This is a genomic window from Pseudomonas linyingensis (assembly GCF_900109175.1).
In the GTDB taxonomy this organism is placed as follows: domain Bacteria; phylum Pseudomonadota; class Gammaproteobacteria; order Pseudomonadales; family Pseudomonadaceae; genus Geopseudomonas; species Geopseudomonas linyingensis.
Window position 1 is genome coordinate 248,908 of the sequence record NZ_FNZE01000001.1, and the last position, 14,673, is coordinate 263,580.

13 protein-coding genes and 1 tRNA gene are annotated in these 14,673 nt (G+C 69.6%); 8 read left to right on the forward strand and 6 right to left on the reverse strand.

Features of this window, described 5'->3' with window-relative positions; all coding sequences use genetic code 11:
* Window positions 1-133: 133 nt before the first annotated feature.
* Window positions 134-1,480 carry an MATE family efflux transporter gene (locus BMZ19_RS01250; RefSeq protein WP_090305652.1) on the reverse strand — a complete coding sequence of 449 codons (1,347 nt, stop codon included), beginning with the start codon at window positions 1,478-1,480 and terminating at the stop codon, window positions 134-136.
* 167 nt (window positions 1,481-1,647) lie between these two features.
* Here BMZ19_RS01250 and BMZ19_RS01255 point away from each other — a divergent pair, with 167 nt between their 5' ends.
* On the forward strand, window positions 1,648-2,586 hold the full coding sequence (locus tag BMZ19_RS01255; RefSeq protein ID WP_090305655.1) for an SdiA-regulated domain-containing protein: 939 nt from the start codon (window positions 1,648-1,650) through the stop codon (window positions 2,584-2,586).
* Window positions 2,587-2,590: 4 nt separating this feature from the next.
* On the opposite strand, the gene BMZ19_RS01260 is transcribed toward BMZ19_RS01255, so the two are convergent.
* Window positions 2,591-3,043, reverse strand: coding sequence for a DMT family transporter (locus BMZ19_RS01260; RefSeq protein WP_090305658.1), 453 nt, complete (start codon window positions 3,041-3,043; stop codon window positions 2,591-2,593).
* A 189-nt stretch (window positions 3,044-3,232) separates the two neighbouring features.
* On the opposite strand from BMZ19_RS01260, the gene fdnG reads away from it, so the two are divergent.
* The 7 genes from fdnG to BMZ19_RS01300 all read left to right on the forward strand — a co-directional run bounded on the left by fdnG (window position 3,233) and on the right by BMZ19_RS01300 (window position 12,499).
* Window positions 3,233-6,304, forward strand: coding sequence for a formate dehydrogenase-N subunit alpha (gene fdnG / locus BMZ19_RS01270; RefSeq protein ID WP_139214626.1), 3,072 nt, complete (start codon window positions 3,233-3,235; stop codon window positions 6,302-6,304).
* Between the two features lies 1 nt (window position 6,305).
* Window positions 6,306-7,232: a formate dehydrogenase subunit beta gene (gene fdxH, locus BMZ19_RS01275; protein WP_090305667.1), complete on the forward strand. Its 927-nt coding sequence runs from the start codon at window positions 6,306-6,308 to the stop codon at window positions 7,230-7,232.
* 109 nt (window positions 7,233-7,341) lie between these two features.
* The gene (locus BMZ19_RS01280) at window positions 7,342-7,959 is read left to right on the forward strand and encodes a formate dehydrogenase subunit gamma (protein ID WP_090305670.1); all 618 of its coding nucleotides are present in this window, start codon (window positions 7,342-7,344) and stop codon (window positions 7,957-7,959) included.
* A gap of 157 nt (window positions 7,960-8,116) precedes the next feature.
* A complete protein-coding gene (fdhE, locus tag BMZ19_RS01285; protein WP_090305673.1) occupies window positions 8,117-9,040 on the forward strand; it encodes a formate dehydrogenase accessory protein FdhE in 924 nt (307 codons plus the stop codon).
* A complete protein-coding gene (gene selA / locus BMZ19_RS01290; RefSeq protein WP_090305679.1) occupies window positions 9,037-10,443 on the forward strand; it encodes an L-seryl-tRNA(Sec) selenium transferase in 1,407 nt (468 codons plus the stop codon). Before fdhE ends, selA begins: the two co-directional genes overlap by 4 nt.
* Entirely contained in the window at window positions 10,440-12,362 is a 1,923-nt protein-coding gene (gene selB / locus BMZ19_RS01295) for a selenocysteine-specific translation elongation factor (protein ID WP_090305682.1), read from the forward strand. Before selA ends, selB begins: the two co-directional genes overlap by 4 nt.
* Window positions 12,363-12,403: 41 nt before the next feature.
* Window positions 12,404-12,499: transfer RNA gene (locus BMZ19_RS01300), tRNA-Sec, on the forward strand.
* A 10-nt stretch (window positions 12,500-12,509) separates the two neighbouring features.
* Here the strand turns inward: BMZ19_RS01300 and BMZ19_RS01305 are convergent.
* The 4 genes from BMZ19_RS01305 to BMZ19_RS01320 all read right to left on the reverse strand — a co-directional run bounded on the left by BMZ19_RS01305 (window position 12,510) and on the right by BMZ19_RS01320 (window position 14,604).
* Window positions 12,510-12,989, reverse strand: a complete 480-nt coding sequence (locus BMZ19_RS01305) for a glycine cleavage system protein H (RefSeq protein WP_090305685.1) — start codon at window positions 12,987-12,989, stop codon at window positions 12,510-12,512.
* A 20-nt stretch (window positions 12,990-13,009) separates the two neighbouring features.
* Entirely contained in the window at window positions 13,010-13,372 is a 363-nt protein-coding gene (locus BMZ19_RS01310) for a DsrE family protein (protein WP_090305687.1), read from the reverse strand.
* A 3-nt stretch (window positions 13,373-13,375) separates the two neighbouring features.
* Window positions 13,376-13,942 carry a DUF4136 domain-containing protein gene (locus BMZ19_RS01315; RefSeq protein ID WP_090305690.1) on the reverse strand — a complete coding sequence of 189 codons (567 nt, stop codon included), beginning with the start codon at window positions 13,940-13,942 and terminating at the stop codon, window positions 13,376-13,378.
* Window positions 13,943-14,016: 74 nt separating this feature from the next.
* Window positions 14,017-14,604: a DUF4136 domain-containing protein gene (locus BMZ19_RS01320; protein ID WP_090305695.1), complete on the reverse strand. Its 588-nt coding sequence runs from the start codon at window positions 14,602-14,604 to the stop codon at window positions 14,017-14,019.
* Between the last annotated feature and the right edge of the window lie 69 nt (window positions 14,605-14,673).

The following is a 14,673-nucleotide window of genomic DNA, read 5'->3' on the forward strand; positions in this document are numbered from 1 at the left end:
ACGCAGAGGGCTTTCCTCTTGATGCCATCTTCAAGCAATAGCCCTGCCAGCTCTGTTGGAGGCGCGACCTCGCGGCGATACGGGCCGGCAGGCCCGCCAAAAGTCCAAAGGCCGCGCGCCGAGGCTGGCCCGCCTACCGCTCTGCGGGAACCCAGCCGCCGCGCCGCTCGATGCGCCAGAAGAAGGCGCCGAGAACAAGGCTGCGGGTCAGCATGAAGACGAGGAAGGCCAGCCACAGCCCGGCGTTGCCGAGTCCTTGCAGCAGCCAGGCCAGCGGCAGGCACAGGGCGAACGCCAGCAGCATCGCATCGCGCATCTCCCGCGCCCTTGTGGCGCCGATGAACAGGCCGTCGAGCAGGTAGCTCCACACCGCCAGCAGCGGCAGGGCGGCGAGGAACGGCAGGTGGGCATGGGCGATGGCGCGCACCTCGGCGATGTCGGTCTGCAGGTCGACGAACCACTGTCCGCCGAGCAGGAACAGCGCGGCGAAGCCGAGGCTGGCGAGCAGCGACCAGATCCCGGCGACCCACAGGCTGCGGCGCAGAGCCAGGCGGTCGCGCGCACCGATGGCATGCCCGCACAGCGCCTCCAGCGCGTGGGCTAGGCCGTCGAGGGCGTGGGCGGTGAGCAGCAGGCCGTTGAGCAGCAGGGCGTTGGCCGCCACGGTGGCGTCGCCGAGGCGGGTGCCCTGCACGGTGAGCAGCAGGAACACGCTCTGCAGCGCCAGGGTGCGGATGAAGATGTCGCGGTTCACCGCCAGCAGCGGTCGCCAGCTGGCCCAGCGGCGCAGCGCTTGCCAGTCCGCGCGGCCAAGGTATTCGCGCAGACGCCGGCTGGCCAGCGCCAGGCCGAGCAGCGCGCCGCTCCACTCGGCGATCACCGAGGCCCAGGCGGCGCCGGCCACACCCCACTCCAGGCCGAGGACGAACCACAGGTCGAGCGCCACGTTGAGCAGGTTGGCGGTCAGCAGCATGAGCAGCGGCGCGCGGGCATTCTGGCTGCCGAGTAGCCAGCCGATCAGCGCATAGCTGGCCAGCGCGGCCGGCAGGCCGAGCAGGCGGATGTGCAGGTAGTCGCGGGCCAGGGCGTCCAGCTCGGCGCCCGGCTGCATCAGCGTCAGCAGCGCCGGCAGCAGCGGCACCACCAGCAGGCCGCACAGCAGCGCCAGAGCGCCGGCCAGCAGCAGACCCTGGCCCAGCAGCTGGCGCAGCGCCCCGCCGTCGCCGCGCCCGCAGGCCTGGGCGGCGAAGCCGGTGGTGCCCATGCGCAGGAAGCCGAAGGTCCATACCAGCAGGCTGTACAGGCTGCCGCCCACCGCAACGGCGCCGAGCTGGTAGGCGTGCGGCAGGTGGCCGACCACCGCGCTGTCGACCAGCGCCACCAGCGGCACCGATAGGTTGGAAAGGATCATCGGCCCGGCCAGCGCCCACACCCGGCGCTGGGTGGGGGCGTGCCGCCAGGCGTCGCACAGGCTGCTCATGGTGCTCGTTCAGTACTCCAGAAGGTGGTCGACGGCGCGGATTTGTCGTGCACACGCAAGCGCTCGATGAGGGTGGCGACGGCCACGGACGGGTGGTCGGCCGGAGTCGCCGGGCTGCAATATGCTTGGGGTAGGCTGCCTGCAACATCAATCGGGAGCAACCGATCATGTTGATCACTGCAAGCAAGGGCCGACCGGGGCGGCTGGCGCAGTTCAACCCTTGGCGCTGGGCGTTGCTGCTGGTCGTCGTGGCGCTGTTCTGGCAGATGCAGGCGCTGCACCTCGACCAGCGGCTCTACCAGTGGCTGCGCACCAGCAGTCATGCCGACGAGTGGCAGACGCGCAGCCTGTGGCTGCCGGACTACCGGGTGCGGGTCGAGGCGCGATCGCTGGCCGGCATCGACGACAACCTGTCCGGACTGGCCTGGGACGAGCGCCGCGACCAGCTGTGGGCGGTGGTCAATAATCCGCCCGAGCTGCTGGCGCTGAGCCGCGACGGCGAACTGCGTGGACGCTGGCCGCTGCAGGGCTTCGAGGATGTCGAGGGCATCGCCTACCTCGGCGACAACCTGCTGGTGCTGGCCGAGGAGCGCCGCGGCGCGCTGGTGGTGGTGCCGGTGCCGGACCAGGGCGGAGCGCTGCGGCGCGGCGACTACCCGGCGCTGACCCTGGGCCTGCAGGGCACGGACAACAGTGGCTTCGAGGGCCTCGGCTACGATCGCGGCGGCGACCGGCTGTTCGTGGTCAAGGAGCATACGCCGCGCAAGCTCTACGAAATCCGCGGCCTGCGTGCCAGCCTGGACGGCCGCTTCGACCTGCAGGTGATCGACCGCGAGGCGTGGATTCGCGACGCGGTCATCGCCCGCGACCTGTCCTCGGTGCACTTCGACGAGCGCAGCGGCCATCTGCTGCTGCTCAGCGACGAGTCGCGTCTGGTGATGGAGCTGAACGGCGCAGGCCAGCTGGTCAGCTTCCGCTCGCTGCAGGGCGGCTTCGCCGGGCTCGAGCGCAGTGTTCCGCAGGCCGAAGGCATGACCATCGACGGGCAGGGCCATCTATACCTGGTCAGCGAGCCGAACCTGTTCTATCGCCTGAGTCGCGATTGAGCGCTCAGCCGCGGCGGATCAGCCACACCCCGACGACGATCAGCACCAGCCCGGCGACCTTGCCCGCGGTCACCGAGGTCTGGGGAAAGCCGGCCCAGCCGTAGTGGTCGAGCACCACCGCGGCGCTCATCTGCCCGGCCAGCACCAGCGACATGAACAGCAGGGCGCCGATGCGCGGGCCGGCGAAGGCGGCGCTGACCACGAACAGCACGCCGAGCAGGCCGCCGGTCCAGTGCCACCAGCTCAGGCCCCTGAACGGCGCGAGGCTGCTCGGCAGTTCGCGCTGAGCCAGGGTGATGACCAGCAGGAGCAGGGTGCCGACCAGAAAGGAGATCAGCGAGGCGCTCAGCACGCTGTCGATGTGCCGCGCCAGCTGGCCGTTGATGCCGGCCTGCATCGGCATCATGGCCCCGGAGAGCAGGGGCAGGGCGAGCAGGAACCAGCTGAACGAGGACATGGTGCGACTCCGCGAAACGAGAGACTGGGCAGGCCGCTAGTATGCCGCAACCGACGCGGGGCGGGCCGTACTGGCGGGGGAGACAGACTGGGCTATGGTTAGAGCGATGCAGTCGCCCGGGCCGTTCGAGTGGTTCGCCAGTGGTAGTGCCAGGCCATGGGCTTCCCTGTCCCTGATGAGGAAGACACGATGGACATGAACCGTCGACAGTTCTTCAAGGTCTGCGGTGTGGGCCTTGGGGCGTCGAGCATGGCGGCACTGGGCATGGCCCCGCCTCCGGCCTACGCCGAGACGATCCGCCACTTCAAGCTGGCCAGTACCCGCGAGACGCGCAACACCTGTCCCTACTGCTCGGTTGGCTGCGGCCTGATCATGTACAGCCAGGGCGACGGCGGCAAGAACGTCGCCCAGGAGATCATCCACATCGAGGGCGACGCCGACCACCCGGTCAACCGCGGCACCCTGTGCCCGAAGGGCGCGGGCCTCTTGGACTTCGTGCACAGCCCCAACCGCCTCAAGTATCCGGAAGTGCGCGAGGCCGGCAGCGGCGAGTGGAAGCGGATCGGCTGGGACGAGGCGCTCGATAGCATCGCCAAGCTGATGAAGGCCGACCGCGACGCCAACTTCGTCGAGAAGAATGCCGCCGGGCAGACGGTCAACCGCTGGCTGAGCACCGGCTTCCTCGCCGCCTCGGCGTCCTCCAACGAGTCCGGCTACCTCACCCACAAGGTGGTGCGTTCGCTGGGCATGCTGGCGTTCGACAACCAGGCGCGTGTCTGACACGGCCCGACGGTGGCAGGTCTTGCCCCGACGTTTGGCCGTGGCGCCATGACCAATCACTGGTCCGACATCAAGAATGCGGACCTGGTGCTGATCATGGGCGGCAACGCCGCTGAAGCCCACCCCTGCGGCTTCAAGTGGGTGACCGAAGCGAAGGCGCACAACAAGGCGCGCCTGATCGTGGTCGACCCGCGCTTCAACCGTTCCGCCTCGGTGGCCGACCTCTACGCGCCGATCCGCACCGGCACCGACATCGCCTTCCTCGGCGGGTTGATCAACTACCTGATCGCCAACGACAAGATCCAGCACGAGTACGTGCGCAACTACACCGACGTGTCGTTCGTGGTTAAGGAGGGCTTCGGCTTCGAGGATGGCCTGTTCAACGGCTACGACGCGGCCAAGCGCAGCTATCCGGACAAGTCCGCCTGGGGCTACGAGATCGGCGCGGACGGCTATGCCGTGGTTGACCCGACCCTCAGCCACCCCCGCTGTGTGTTCAACCTGCTGAAAAAACACTACAGCCGCTATACCCCGGAACTGGTCAGCAGCATCTGCGGCACGCCGCAGGAAACCATGCTCAAGGTCTGGGACGCCATCGCCGAGACCGCGCAGCCGGGCAAGGCGATGACCATCATGTACGCCCTCGGCTGGACCCAGCACACGGTGGGCTCTCAGATGATCCGCACCGGCGCCATGGTGCAGCTGCTGCTCGGAAACATCGGCATGCCCGGCGGCGGGATGAACGCCCTGCGCGGCCACTCCAATATCCAGGGCCTCACCGACCTCGGTCTGCTGTCCAACCTGCTGCCGGGCTACCTGACCCTGCCGGGCGATGCCGAGCAGGACTACTCCGCCTACATCGGCAAGCGCACCAGCCTGCCGCTGCGTCCGGGGCAGCTGTCCTACTGGCAGCACTACGAGAAGTTCCACGTCAGCCTGATGAAGGCCTGGTTCGGCAAGGCCGCCACGGCGGAGAACAACTGGGCCTACGACTGGCTGCCCAAGCTCGACGTGCCCGGCTACGACGTGCTCAAGGTGTTCGACATGATGTTCCAGGGGCAGGTCAACGGCTACTTCTGCCAGGGCTTCAACCCGATCGCCGCCTTCCCCAACAAGGCCAAGGTCGGCGCGGCGCTGGCCCGTCTCAAGTACTTGGTGATCATGGACCCACTGGCCACCGACACCTCGGAGTTCTGGCGCAACGCCGGCGAATTCAACGACGTCGACACTGCGGCGATCCAGACCACGGTATTCCGCCTGCCGACCACCTGCTTCGCCGAGGAGGACGGCTCGCTGGTCAACAGCGGGCGCTGGCTGCAGTGGCACTGGAAGGCCGCCGAGCCGCCCGGCGAGGCGCGCACCGACATCGCCATCATGGCCGGGTTGTTCCAACGCCTGCGCGCGCTGTACCAGAAGGAGGGCGGGGCTTTCGCCGCGCCGATCCTCAACCTCGACTGGCCCTACCTGCGCCCGGACGAGCCGGGACCGGACGAGCTGGCCCGCGAGTTCAGCGGCAAGGCCCTGGCCGACGTCAGCGATCCGGCGAGCGGCGCCGTGCTGGCCAAGGCCGGCGAACAGCTGGCCGGCTTCGCCCAGCTGCGCGCCGACGGCTCGACCGCCAGCGGCTGCTGGATCTTCAGCGGCGCCTGGACCCAGGCCGGCAACCAGATGGCACGGCGCGACAACGCCGACCCCTACGGCATGGGCCAGACCCTCGGCTGGGCCTGGGCCTGGCCGGCCAACCGGCGCATCCTCTATAACCGCGCCTCGGCCGACCCGTCCGGCCAGCCGTGGGACCCGGTGAAGAAGCGCCTGGTGTGGTGGAACGGCAAGAGCTGGGGCGGCACCGACGTGCCCGACTTCAAGGCCGACTCGCCGCCGGAAGCCGGGATGAATCCGTTCATCATGAATCCCGAGGGCGTGGCGCGGCTGTTCGCTGTGGGCATGATGGCCGAGGGCCCGTTCCCCGAGCACTACGAGCCGTTCGAGACGCCGATCGGGCGCAACCCGCTGCACGGCAACGCCCAGGCGATCAGCAACCCGGCCGCGCGGGTGTTCAAGAACGACCTGGAGGTGTTCGGCCAGGCGGAGGAGTTCCCCTACGCCGCCACCACCTACCGGCTGACCGAGCACTTCCACTACTGGACCAAGCACTGCCGGCTCGCCGCCATCACCCAGCCCGAACAGTTCGTCGAGATCGGCGAGGCGCTGGCCATGGATCTCGGCATCAAGGCCGGCGATCGCGTCAAGGTCTCCTCCAACCGTGGCTACATCAAGGCGGTGGCGGTGGTGACCAAGCGCCTGCGGCCGCTGACCGTGGACGGCAAGACCGTGCACCACGTCGGCATCCCGATCCACTGGGGCTTCACCGGGGTGGCGAAGAACGGCTTCATCACCAACACCCTGACGCCCTTCGTCGGCGACGGCAACACGCAGACGCCGGAGTTCAAGTCATTCCTCGTCAACGTGGAGAAGGTGTGAAATGGCTACTCAGGACATCATCGCCCGCTCCGCCACCACCACGCCGATGCCGCAGGTCCGTCAGCCCGGCGAGGTGGCCAAGCTGATCGATACCTCCAAGTGCATCGGCTGCAAGGCCTGCCAGGTGGCCTGCTCGGAATGGAACGAGCTGCGCGACGAGGTCGGCAGCAACGCCGGCACCTACGACAACCCCAACGACCTCAGCGCCGAATCCTGGACGCTGATGCGCTTCGCCGAGTACGAGAACCCCGACAGCGGCAACCTCGAATGGCTGATCCGCAAGGACGGCTGCATGCACTGTGCCGAGCCCGGCTGCCTCGCGGCCTGTCCGAGCCCGGGGGCGATCGTCAAGTACGCCAACGGCATCGTCGACTTCAACCAGGACAAGTGCATCGGCTGCGGCTACTGCATCACCGGCTGCCCCTTCGACATCCCGCGCATCTCGCAGAAGGACAAGAAGGCCTACAAGTGCACCCTGTGCAGCGACCGCGTGGCGGTAGGCCTGGAGCCGGCTTGCGTGAAGACCTGCCCGACCGGCGCCATCGTCTTCGGCAGCAAGGAGGACATGCAGGTGCATGCCGCGGAACGCATCGTCGACCTCAAGGAGCGCGGCTTCGCCAACGCCGGGCTGTACGACCCGGACGGCGTCGGCGGCACCCACGTGATGTACGTGCTGCACCACGCCGACCAGCCGTCACTGTACGCCGGGCTGCCCGATGCGCCGGCGATTAGCCCGCTGGTCAGCCTGTGGAAGGGCGTCGCCAAACCACTGGCGCTGCTGGCCATGGGCGCCACCGTGCTGGCCGGCTTCTTCCACTACGTGCGGGTCGGTCCGAACCGGGTGGACGAGGAGGAGGACCCCGGCGAGCCGACGGTGCACACGGTCGATCCGTCGGTGCATGTGGTCGACCCGAACAAGCAGCCCTGAGCCGCTCAGCGCGGCTCGACTCAGCCACCAACCACCCCCCCTCTCTCCACGGGGGAGAGGGCTGGGGTGAGGGGGCCGGCATTACGCCGCCCCCTTCCGGGAGCCAAGCATGAAACACGAGATCCAGCGCTACACCCCTTCGGAGCGGTCCAATCACTGGGCCGTGGCCATCCTGTTCTTTCTCGCCGGGCTGTCCGGGCTGGCGCTGTTCCATCCGGCGCTATTCTGGCTGAGCAGCCTGTTCGGCGGCGGCGTGTGGACGCGCATCCTGCACCCGTTGCTCGGCGTGGCGATGTTCGTGCTGTTCCTGATCATGGCCATCCGCTTCGCCGGGCATAACCGCCTGAACGCCAACGACCGCCAGTGGCTCGGGCAGATGGGCGACGTGCTCAACAACCGCGAGGAGCGCCTGCCGGAAGTCGGCCGCTACAACGCCGGGCAGAAGCTGCTGTTCTGGGTGCTGGTGCTGTGCATGCTGGTGCTACTGGCCAGCGGCATCGTCATCTGGCGCGAGTACTTCGGCCAGCTGTTCGGCGTCGGGCTGATCCGCCTGGCCGCCGTGGCCCATGCGCTGGCCGCCTTCGTGCTGGTCACCAGCATCATCGTGCACATCTACGCGGCGATCTGGGTCAAGGGCTCGGTGGATGCCATGCTCACCGGCAAGGTCAGCCGCGCCTGGGCGCGCAAGCATCATCCGGGCTGGTTCAAGGAGATCGGCCGCAAGTAGACGGCAGCCTTCCAGCCTGATCGTTCCCACGCACCCGCGTGGGAACGCCGCCCGGGACTCTCCGCGTCCCATAAGGCGCCCATGCAGACTCGAAAACAGCGGCTATCCTTCCCTTCAGGCCCATAAAAAACGACAACAAGCCCAGAAGGAGTCCTGCGTGTCAGGCACCATTCTCGAGCCCGGCCAGATCGCGGCCGCCGCCAGCAAGCCCGCATTTCTCCAGTTGCCGCCGCGCAACCTGTTCGGTCTGCGTGCCGAGCGCCTCGCTCGCCTGGCCGAAGGACATGCGCTGGGCGGCTACCTCGGATTGCTCGCCGCCGTCTGCCGCGCCCAGCAGCAGGTGCTGGATGCGCCGCCGCCCGTTCCCGCCGCCGATCCGCAGCGCTGCGCCCAGGCCATCGCCCACGGCATGCCGCCGCTGGCCTGCGACAACGCTGTGCGCGAGGACGCCTGGCTGGCACTGCTCGACGCCTGGCTGGACGCCTTAGTGCCGCCCGTTCCGGTCAATCCATCGCTCAACGCGGCGCTGGAGCAACTGCGCGGCGCCGATATGGGCCAGCGCAAGGCCTGGGGCGTGGCGCTGGTCAGCGGCCAGTACGCCAGTGTGCCGGCCGGCGTGGCGCCCTTCGTCGGCGCTGCCCTGCAGCTGGCGTGGAGTCACTGGTTGCTGACTGCGGACCTCGCCGCCATCGCAGAGGCCGAGGACCAGCAGACCTGCCCAGCCTGCGGCGCGTTGCCGATGGCCGGGGTGGTCCACGGCCACGGCGTGCGCAACGGTCTGCGCTATCTGGTCTGCTCGCAGTGCGCCTGCGAATGGCACTACGTGCGCCTGAAGTGCAGCCACTGCAAGAGCACCAAGCGCCTCGACTACCTGCACCTCGAGCACTCGCCCCACGGAGTGAGGGCCGAGGCCTGCCCCGAGTGCCGCCACTACCTCAAGCAGCTCTACCTGGAGCGGGAGCCGGCCGGCGAGGCGCTGTCCGCCGACCTGGCCAGTCTCGACCTCGACCTGCTGCTTGACGGTGAAGGTTACCTGCGCCAGGCGCCCAACCTGCTGATGATGCCGGGAGGCGAGGGATGACCGCCTTGCGTCTGCCCTCGGTGGACAAGCTGCTGCGCTGCCCGGCGGTGGAGCCGCTGCAGCGTCGCTACGGCCGAGAGGCCCTGCTCGCCACCCTGCGCGACCTGCTCGACGAGATGCGCGAGCCGGCCCGTCACGGCCAACTGGCGGAAATCGAATTGAGCGAGGCGGTGCTCGCCGGGCGTGCCGGCGAACGTCTGGCCGCCCAGCACCGCAGCCGCGTGCGCCGGGTGTTCAACCTCACCGGCACGGTGCTGCACACCAACCTCGGCCGCGCGTTGCTGCCGCAGGCGGCCATCGACGCAGTGGTCGAGGCTGCGCGCTACCCGCTCAATCTCGAGTACGACCTGGCCAGCGGCCGGCGCGGCGACCGCGACGATCTGGTCGAGGGCCTGCTGCGCGAGCTGACCGGCGCCGAGGCGGTCACCGTGGTCAACAACAACGCCGCCGCCGTGCTGCTGGCGCTGGCCGCCCTCGGTGCGCGCAAGGAAGGCATCATCTCCCGCGGCGAGCTGATCGAGATCGGCGGCGCCTTCCGCATCCCCGACATCATGGCCCGCGCCGGGGTGAAGCTGGTCGAGGTCGGCACCACCAACCGCACCCATGCGCACGACTACGAGGCGGCCATCGGCCCGCGCAGCGGTCTGGTGATGCGCGTGCACACCAGCAACTACAGCGTGCAGGGCTTCACCGCCAGTGTGGCGACCGAGCGCTTGGCGGCCATTGCCAACGCCCACGGTCTGCCGCTGCTGGAGGACCTAGGCAGCGGTACGCTGGTCGACCTGACCCGCTGGGGGCTGCCGGCTGAGCCGACGGTGCAGCAGGCGCTGGCCGCCAGCGCCGACATCGTCACCTTCAGCGGCGACAAGCTGCTCGGCGGGCCGCAGGCCGGGATCATCGTCGGTCGTCGCGAGCTGATTGCCAGAATCAAGAAGCACCCGCTCAAGCGCGCCCTGCGCGTGGACAAGCTGACCCTCGCCGCGCTGGAGGCGGTGCTCGGCCTGTACCGCGATCCCGAGCGGCTCGCCGAGCGCCTGCCGACCCTGCGCCTGCTCAGCCGCCCGCAGGAAGAAATCCGCGCCCAGGCCGAGCGGCTGGCCCCGCCGCTGCAGGCCGCGCTGGGACCGAGCTGGCAGGTCGCCGCGGTCGAGGCATTGGGCATGATCGGCAGCGGCGCCCAGCCGGTGGCGCGCCTGCCCAGCGCGGCGCTGTGCCTGCGCCCGCAGCAGCCCAAGCGCCTGCGCGGCCGCGCCCTGCGCCAGCTGGAGGAGGCGTTGCGCCTGCTGCCGCTGCCGGTGATCGGCCGGCTCGACGACGATGCCCTGTGGCTCGACCTGCGCCAGCTCGACGACGAGCCTGCCTTCGTCGGCCAGCTGGCGCTGTTGCGCGGGGAGGCACCGTGATCATCGGCACCGCCGGGCACATCGACCACGGCAAGACCGCGCTGCTGCGCGCGCTGACCGGTGTGGACGGCGACCGCCGCCGCGAGGAGCGCGAGCGCGGCATCACCATCGACCTAGGCTACTGCTATGCCGACCTGGGCAACGGCGAGCTGACCGGCTTCATCGACGTGCCCGGCCACGAGCGCTTCGTGCACAACATGCTGGCCGGTGCCGGCGGCATCGATTGCGTGCTGCTGGTGGTGGCCGCCGACGATGGGGTGATGCCGCAGACCCGCGAGCATCTGGCCATCGTCGAACTGCTGGGCATTCCCCACGCGCTGGTGGCATTGACCAAGATCGACCGGGTCGAGCCGGTGCGCCTGGCCGAGGTCGAGGCCCAGGTGGCCTGTCTGCTGGCCGCCGGCCCCTTTGCCTATGCGCCGCTGTTTACCGTCTCCAGCCTCAGCGGTGCTGGCATCGACGCCCTGCGTACTGAGCTGGGCGAGCTGGCCCGCGCGGTGGCGGCGCGGGCCAGCGATGGGCATTTTCGCCTGGCCATCGACCGCGCCTTCAGCGTCGCCGGCGCCGGCGTGGTGGTCACCGGTACAGCGCTGGCCGGCCAGGTGGCGGTCGACGACGAGCTGCTGCTCAGCCCCTCCGGCCGCCGCGTGCGGGTGCGCGGCCTGCATGCGCAGAACCGCGAAGCGCAGCAGGCCCATGCTGGGCAGCGGGTGGCACTGAACCTGGCTGGCGAACGGCTGACGGTGGAGCTGATCCACCGCGGCGACTGGCTGCTCGACGCGGCGCTGCACGCGCCGACCACCCGCATCGACATCGACCTGCGCCTGCTGCCGGGGGAGGCGCGCGAACTCAAGCACTGGACGCCGCTGCACGTGCATCTGGGCGCGCAGGACGTCACCGGCCGGGTCGCCCTGCTCGAAGGCGACAGTCTGACGCCGGGCGGCAACATGCTGGCGCAGCTGCTGCTCAACGCGCCGCTGCACGCGGTGCATGGCGATGCCCTGGTGCTGCGCGACCAGTCGGCGCAGCGCACCCTCGGCGGCGGGCGGGTGCTCGATCCCTTCGCGCCGGCGCGCCAGCGGCGCACGCCGGGGCGGCTGGCGCAGCTGATGGCGTTGCGTAGCTCAAGTCTGGAGCGGGCACTACCGGCGCTGCTGGGCGAGGCGGCCGACGGCCTCGATCCCCGTGTACTGGAGCGCCAGTTCAACCGTCCGCGGGCGCTCTGGAGTGTGCCGGCGGACGTGGTGGAGATCGCCACCCGTCTCGGCCCCCGGCTGCTGAGTGGCGAGCGCTGGCTGGCGCTGGGCGAGCGGCTGGTCGCGGCGCTGGCGCGGTTTCATCAGGAGCAGCCCGACGAACTCGGCCCCGATCGCGATCGCCTGCGCCGCTACGCCTTCGCCGAGCTGGAGCGCCCGCTGTTCATCGCCCTGCTCGACCAGGCGTTGCAGACGGGTGCCGTGGAGTCCAGCGGACCCTGGTTGCACCTGCCTGAGCACCGGGTGCAGCTCAGCGAGGCCGACGAGAAACTGCGCATCCAGTGCTGGCCGCTGTTGCTCGAGGGTGGTTTTGATCCGCCCTGGGTACGCGAGCTGGCCGCCGAACTGAATGTGGAGGAAAACGCCATGCGCCAGCTGCTGCGCAAGCTGGCGCGCCTCGGGCTGGCGCAGCAGGTGGTCAAGGACCTGTTCTATCCGCAGGAAACCCTGCAGCAGCTGGCGCGGATCGTCTTGCAGCTGGAGGCGAGCGTGGGGATCATCCGGGTGATCGATTTTCGCGACGGCCTCGGCATCGGCCGCAAGCGCTGCATCCAGATCCTCGAGCATTTCGACCGCATCGGCCTGACCCGCCGCAGCGGCAACGAGCGCAAGGTGCGCCGCGACAACGCCCTGGCCCAGGCGGCCCAACCGGCCGCGGCATGAGTTCAGGTGGCGTGCCCGCTGGCACACCGCCCGCGAGACAAGGAAGGCAATCGCGCCCGGTGGCGCGGCCGGGCTTCAAACCCGGTTGGGGACGGCAGCCGTTCCCGGGTGAGTTCGACTCTCACTGCCTTCCGCCATTTTCCCGCCTCAGCTTTTCCACTGCAGCGCCTGCACGCCCGGAGCCTGCGGGTCGAAGTTGTCCAGACGCATCTGCTCGACCAAGGCGGCCAGCGCCTGCTCACCGCTGACGAAGTCGGCGCGCGTCGCCGGCCAGTCGTCGGGGCGGATGCGCACCAGCCAGCCCTCGCCGTAGCAGTCGCGGTTGATCAGCGCCGGCTGCTCCTGCACGCGCGGATTGCCCTCAACCAGCATGCCGGCCAGCGGGCTGCGGGCCGAACTGGCCGCCTTGGCGAACTCGATCACGCCGAAGCTGCGCCCGGCCTCGATGTGCAGGCCGGCGCGTTTGGCGGTAAAGGCGAATATCTCGCCGTACAGTGCGCAGCCATAGGCGCTCAGGCCGAGGGTGACGCTGCCGTCAGGCTCCTCGCGCAGCCACAGGTTGTGCGCCGGCGCATACAGCAGCTCGGCGGGGAAGGGCAGGCCGTGCAGGGTGAGGATTTCACTCATGGCTTTCCTTGCTCAGCGGATCAAAGGGTCAGCACCCGATCGTATTCGAGGATCATCTGCGCCAGTTCGCCGCCGCTGGCCTGCTCGTCGACCTCCGCGATCAGTCGGTATTCGTGCAGCGGCACGCCGGGCGCGCGACACATCAGCAGGCGCGCGCCGGCGCTCTTGGCCTGGCGGATGAAGTGGCGGACCGGCTCGCCGCCGTCGATGGCGCACAGCGAGTCGGCGATCTCCTCCCGCGCCAGCTGCACGCCCTCGCCGGTGAGGAACAGGGTCACCTCGGCATCCATGCACGCCAGCAGGGTGGCGATGTGGAAGGGCGCGGCGCAGCGCTGCGGCGTGCTCGGCCCGCTGGCGACCAGGATCAGGATGCGCTGGCCCATCCCTCAGCGCCGCCGTGGCGGGTATTGGCTGAGGATCTTCGCCACGGTTTCGTGGATCGCCGCGGAGCGCTCCTGCGGCGAGCCCGGGTTGCGCCGCACCAGCTGCGCCCCGCTGCCGCGCCAGATCAGCTTGCCGTCGCGGTCGAGGAAGTCCAGCTGCAGGGTGCCGACCTGGTAGTCGCGGGTGCGCACCTCGGTGTAGCCGGGCGAGGCCCACAGGCCGCCCCAGCGGTCGCTCATCAGGTCGCTGCCGTAGTAGGTGGCGATCTGCTCGCTGCGGACGTCGACGATCAGGAATGCCTGCACGTGGATATCGGCCGGCGCCCCGGGCGCGATCTGGCGCAGGCCGCGCTGTTCCAGTTGCTGTTCGACGGCCTGCATCACCCGCTGTTCGGTCAGGCCGCTGGCCAGGCGTGGATCGTTCGGGCGGTACTGCACGGCCGGCTCCTGCCAGCCCCAGGTCTGCAGGGCGGCGAAGTCGCGGTGGGGGTCGTAGTCGCTGTCGACCTGGATGCTCTGGCAGGCGGCCAGGCCGAGCAGGGCGGCGAGGACAAGGAAACGCTGGAACATGGAGAGCTCCCGGATGCAGAGGGGCGCCGGGATTGGCGTCGTACCGATAACAGTGGTCGCGGCAGAGGCTACGGTCAAGGCTGCGGGAAGCCGTCCAGCGCCCGGCGGACCGCCCGGCGCAGGGTGTCCGCGGCGGCGCCACGCCCTGTGTGCTCGGCCTCGCCAGCGGCCTGCCAGACCGCCTCGCCGCTGCGGGCATCGAAGAACTCCAGCTGCACTTCCTCGACCCGATAGGTGACGGTGCGCACCAGTGGGTAGTAGGGCATGCCGCCCCAGTAGCCGTAGCGGTGGTGGTAGTAGCCCAGTCCGGCGCCGAGGTAGGGGTCGTCGTAGACCTGGCGCTGCCGGGTGGCGCTGCGTTGGGACACGCGCAGGCTCAGGGTGGCCGGATTCTGCGCGCTGGCCGGGCGCAGGCCGCGGCGGTCGAGTTCGGCGCTGACGATGCCGGCCAGCACCTCGTCCACCTCCTCCGCCCACTGCCAGTGGCGATACTGACCGAAGTCGCGGGTGGCCGGCGGATAGCTGCCGGGATCGGCCTGCCGCGCCGTTGCCGGGTCCTCTGGCGGCAGCGGATAGGGCAGGCGGCTGGCCGTGTAGGGATTGCTGCTCTGGCAGCCGGCGAGGACGGCGAGCAGCAACAGGGCTGGGGCGCGGACAGGCATGGCGGCACCTCCGGATTTCGGGTTGCGCAGTGCACAGCTTGCGCCCGTGCTCGCCCTCGTTCAATCGTC

Excerpts from the sequence above, each read along its gene's own strand:
- BMZ19_RS01250 (WP_090305652.1), bottom strand. The coding sequence starts at position 1,480 with ATGAGCAGCCTGTGCGACGCCTGGCGGCACGCCCCCACCCAGCGCCGG.
- BMZ19_RS01255 (WP_090305655.1), top strand. The coding sequence starts at position 1,648 with ATGTTGATCACTGCAAGCAAGGGCCGACCGGGGCGGCTGGCGCAGTTC.
- BMZ19_RS01260 (WP_090305658.1), bottom strand. The coding sequence starts at position 3,043 with ATGTCCTCGTTCAGCTGGTTCCTGCTCGCCCTGCCCCTGCTCTCCGGG.
- fdxH (WP_090305667.1), top strand. The coding sequence starts at position 6,306 with ATGGCTACTCAGGACATCATCGCCCGCTCCGCCACCACCACGCCGATG.
- BMZ19_RS01280 (WP_090305670.1), top strand. The coding sequence starts at position 7,342 with ATGAAACACGAGATCCAGCGCTACACCCCTTCGGAGCGGTCCAATCAC.
- selA (WP_090305679.1), top strand. The coding sequence starts at position 9,037 with ATGACCGCCTTGCGTCTGCCCTCGGTGGACAAGCTGCTGCGCTGCCCG.
- BMZ19_RS01305 (WP_090305685.1), bottom strand. The coding sequence starts at position 12,989 with ATGAGTGAAATCCTCACCCTGCACGGCCTGCCCTTCCCCGCCGAGCTG.
- BMZ19_RS01310 (WP_090305687.1), bottom strand. The coding sequence starts at position 13,372 with ATGGGCCAGCGCATCCTGATCCTGGTCGCCAGCGGGCCGAGCACGCCG.
- BMZ19_RS01315 (WP_090305690.1), bottom strand. The coding sequence starts at position 13,942 with ATGTTCCAGCGTTTCCTTGTCCTCGCCGCCCTGCTCGGCCTGGCCGCC.
- BMZ19_RS01320 (WP_090305695.1), bottom strand. The coding sequence starts at position 14,604 with ATGCCTGTCCGCGCCCCAGCCCTGTTGCTGCTCGCCGTCCTCGCCGGC.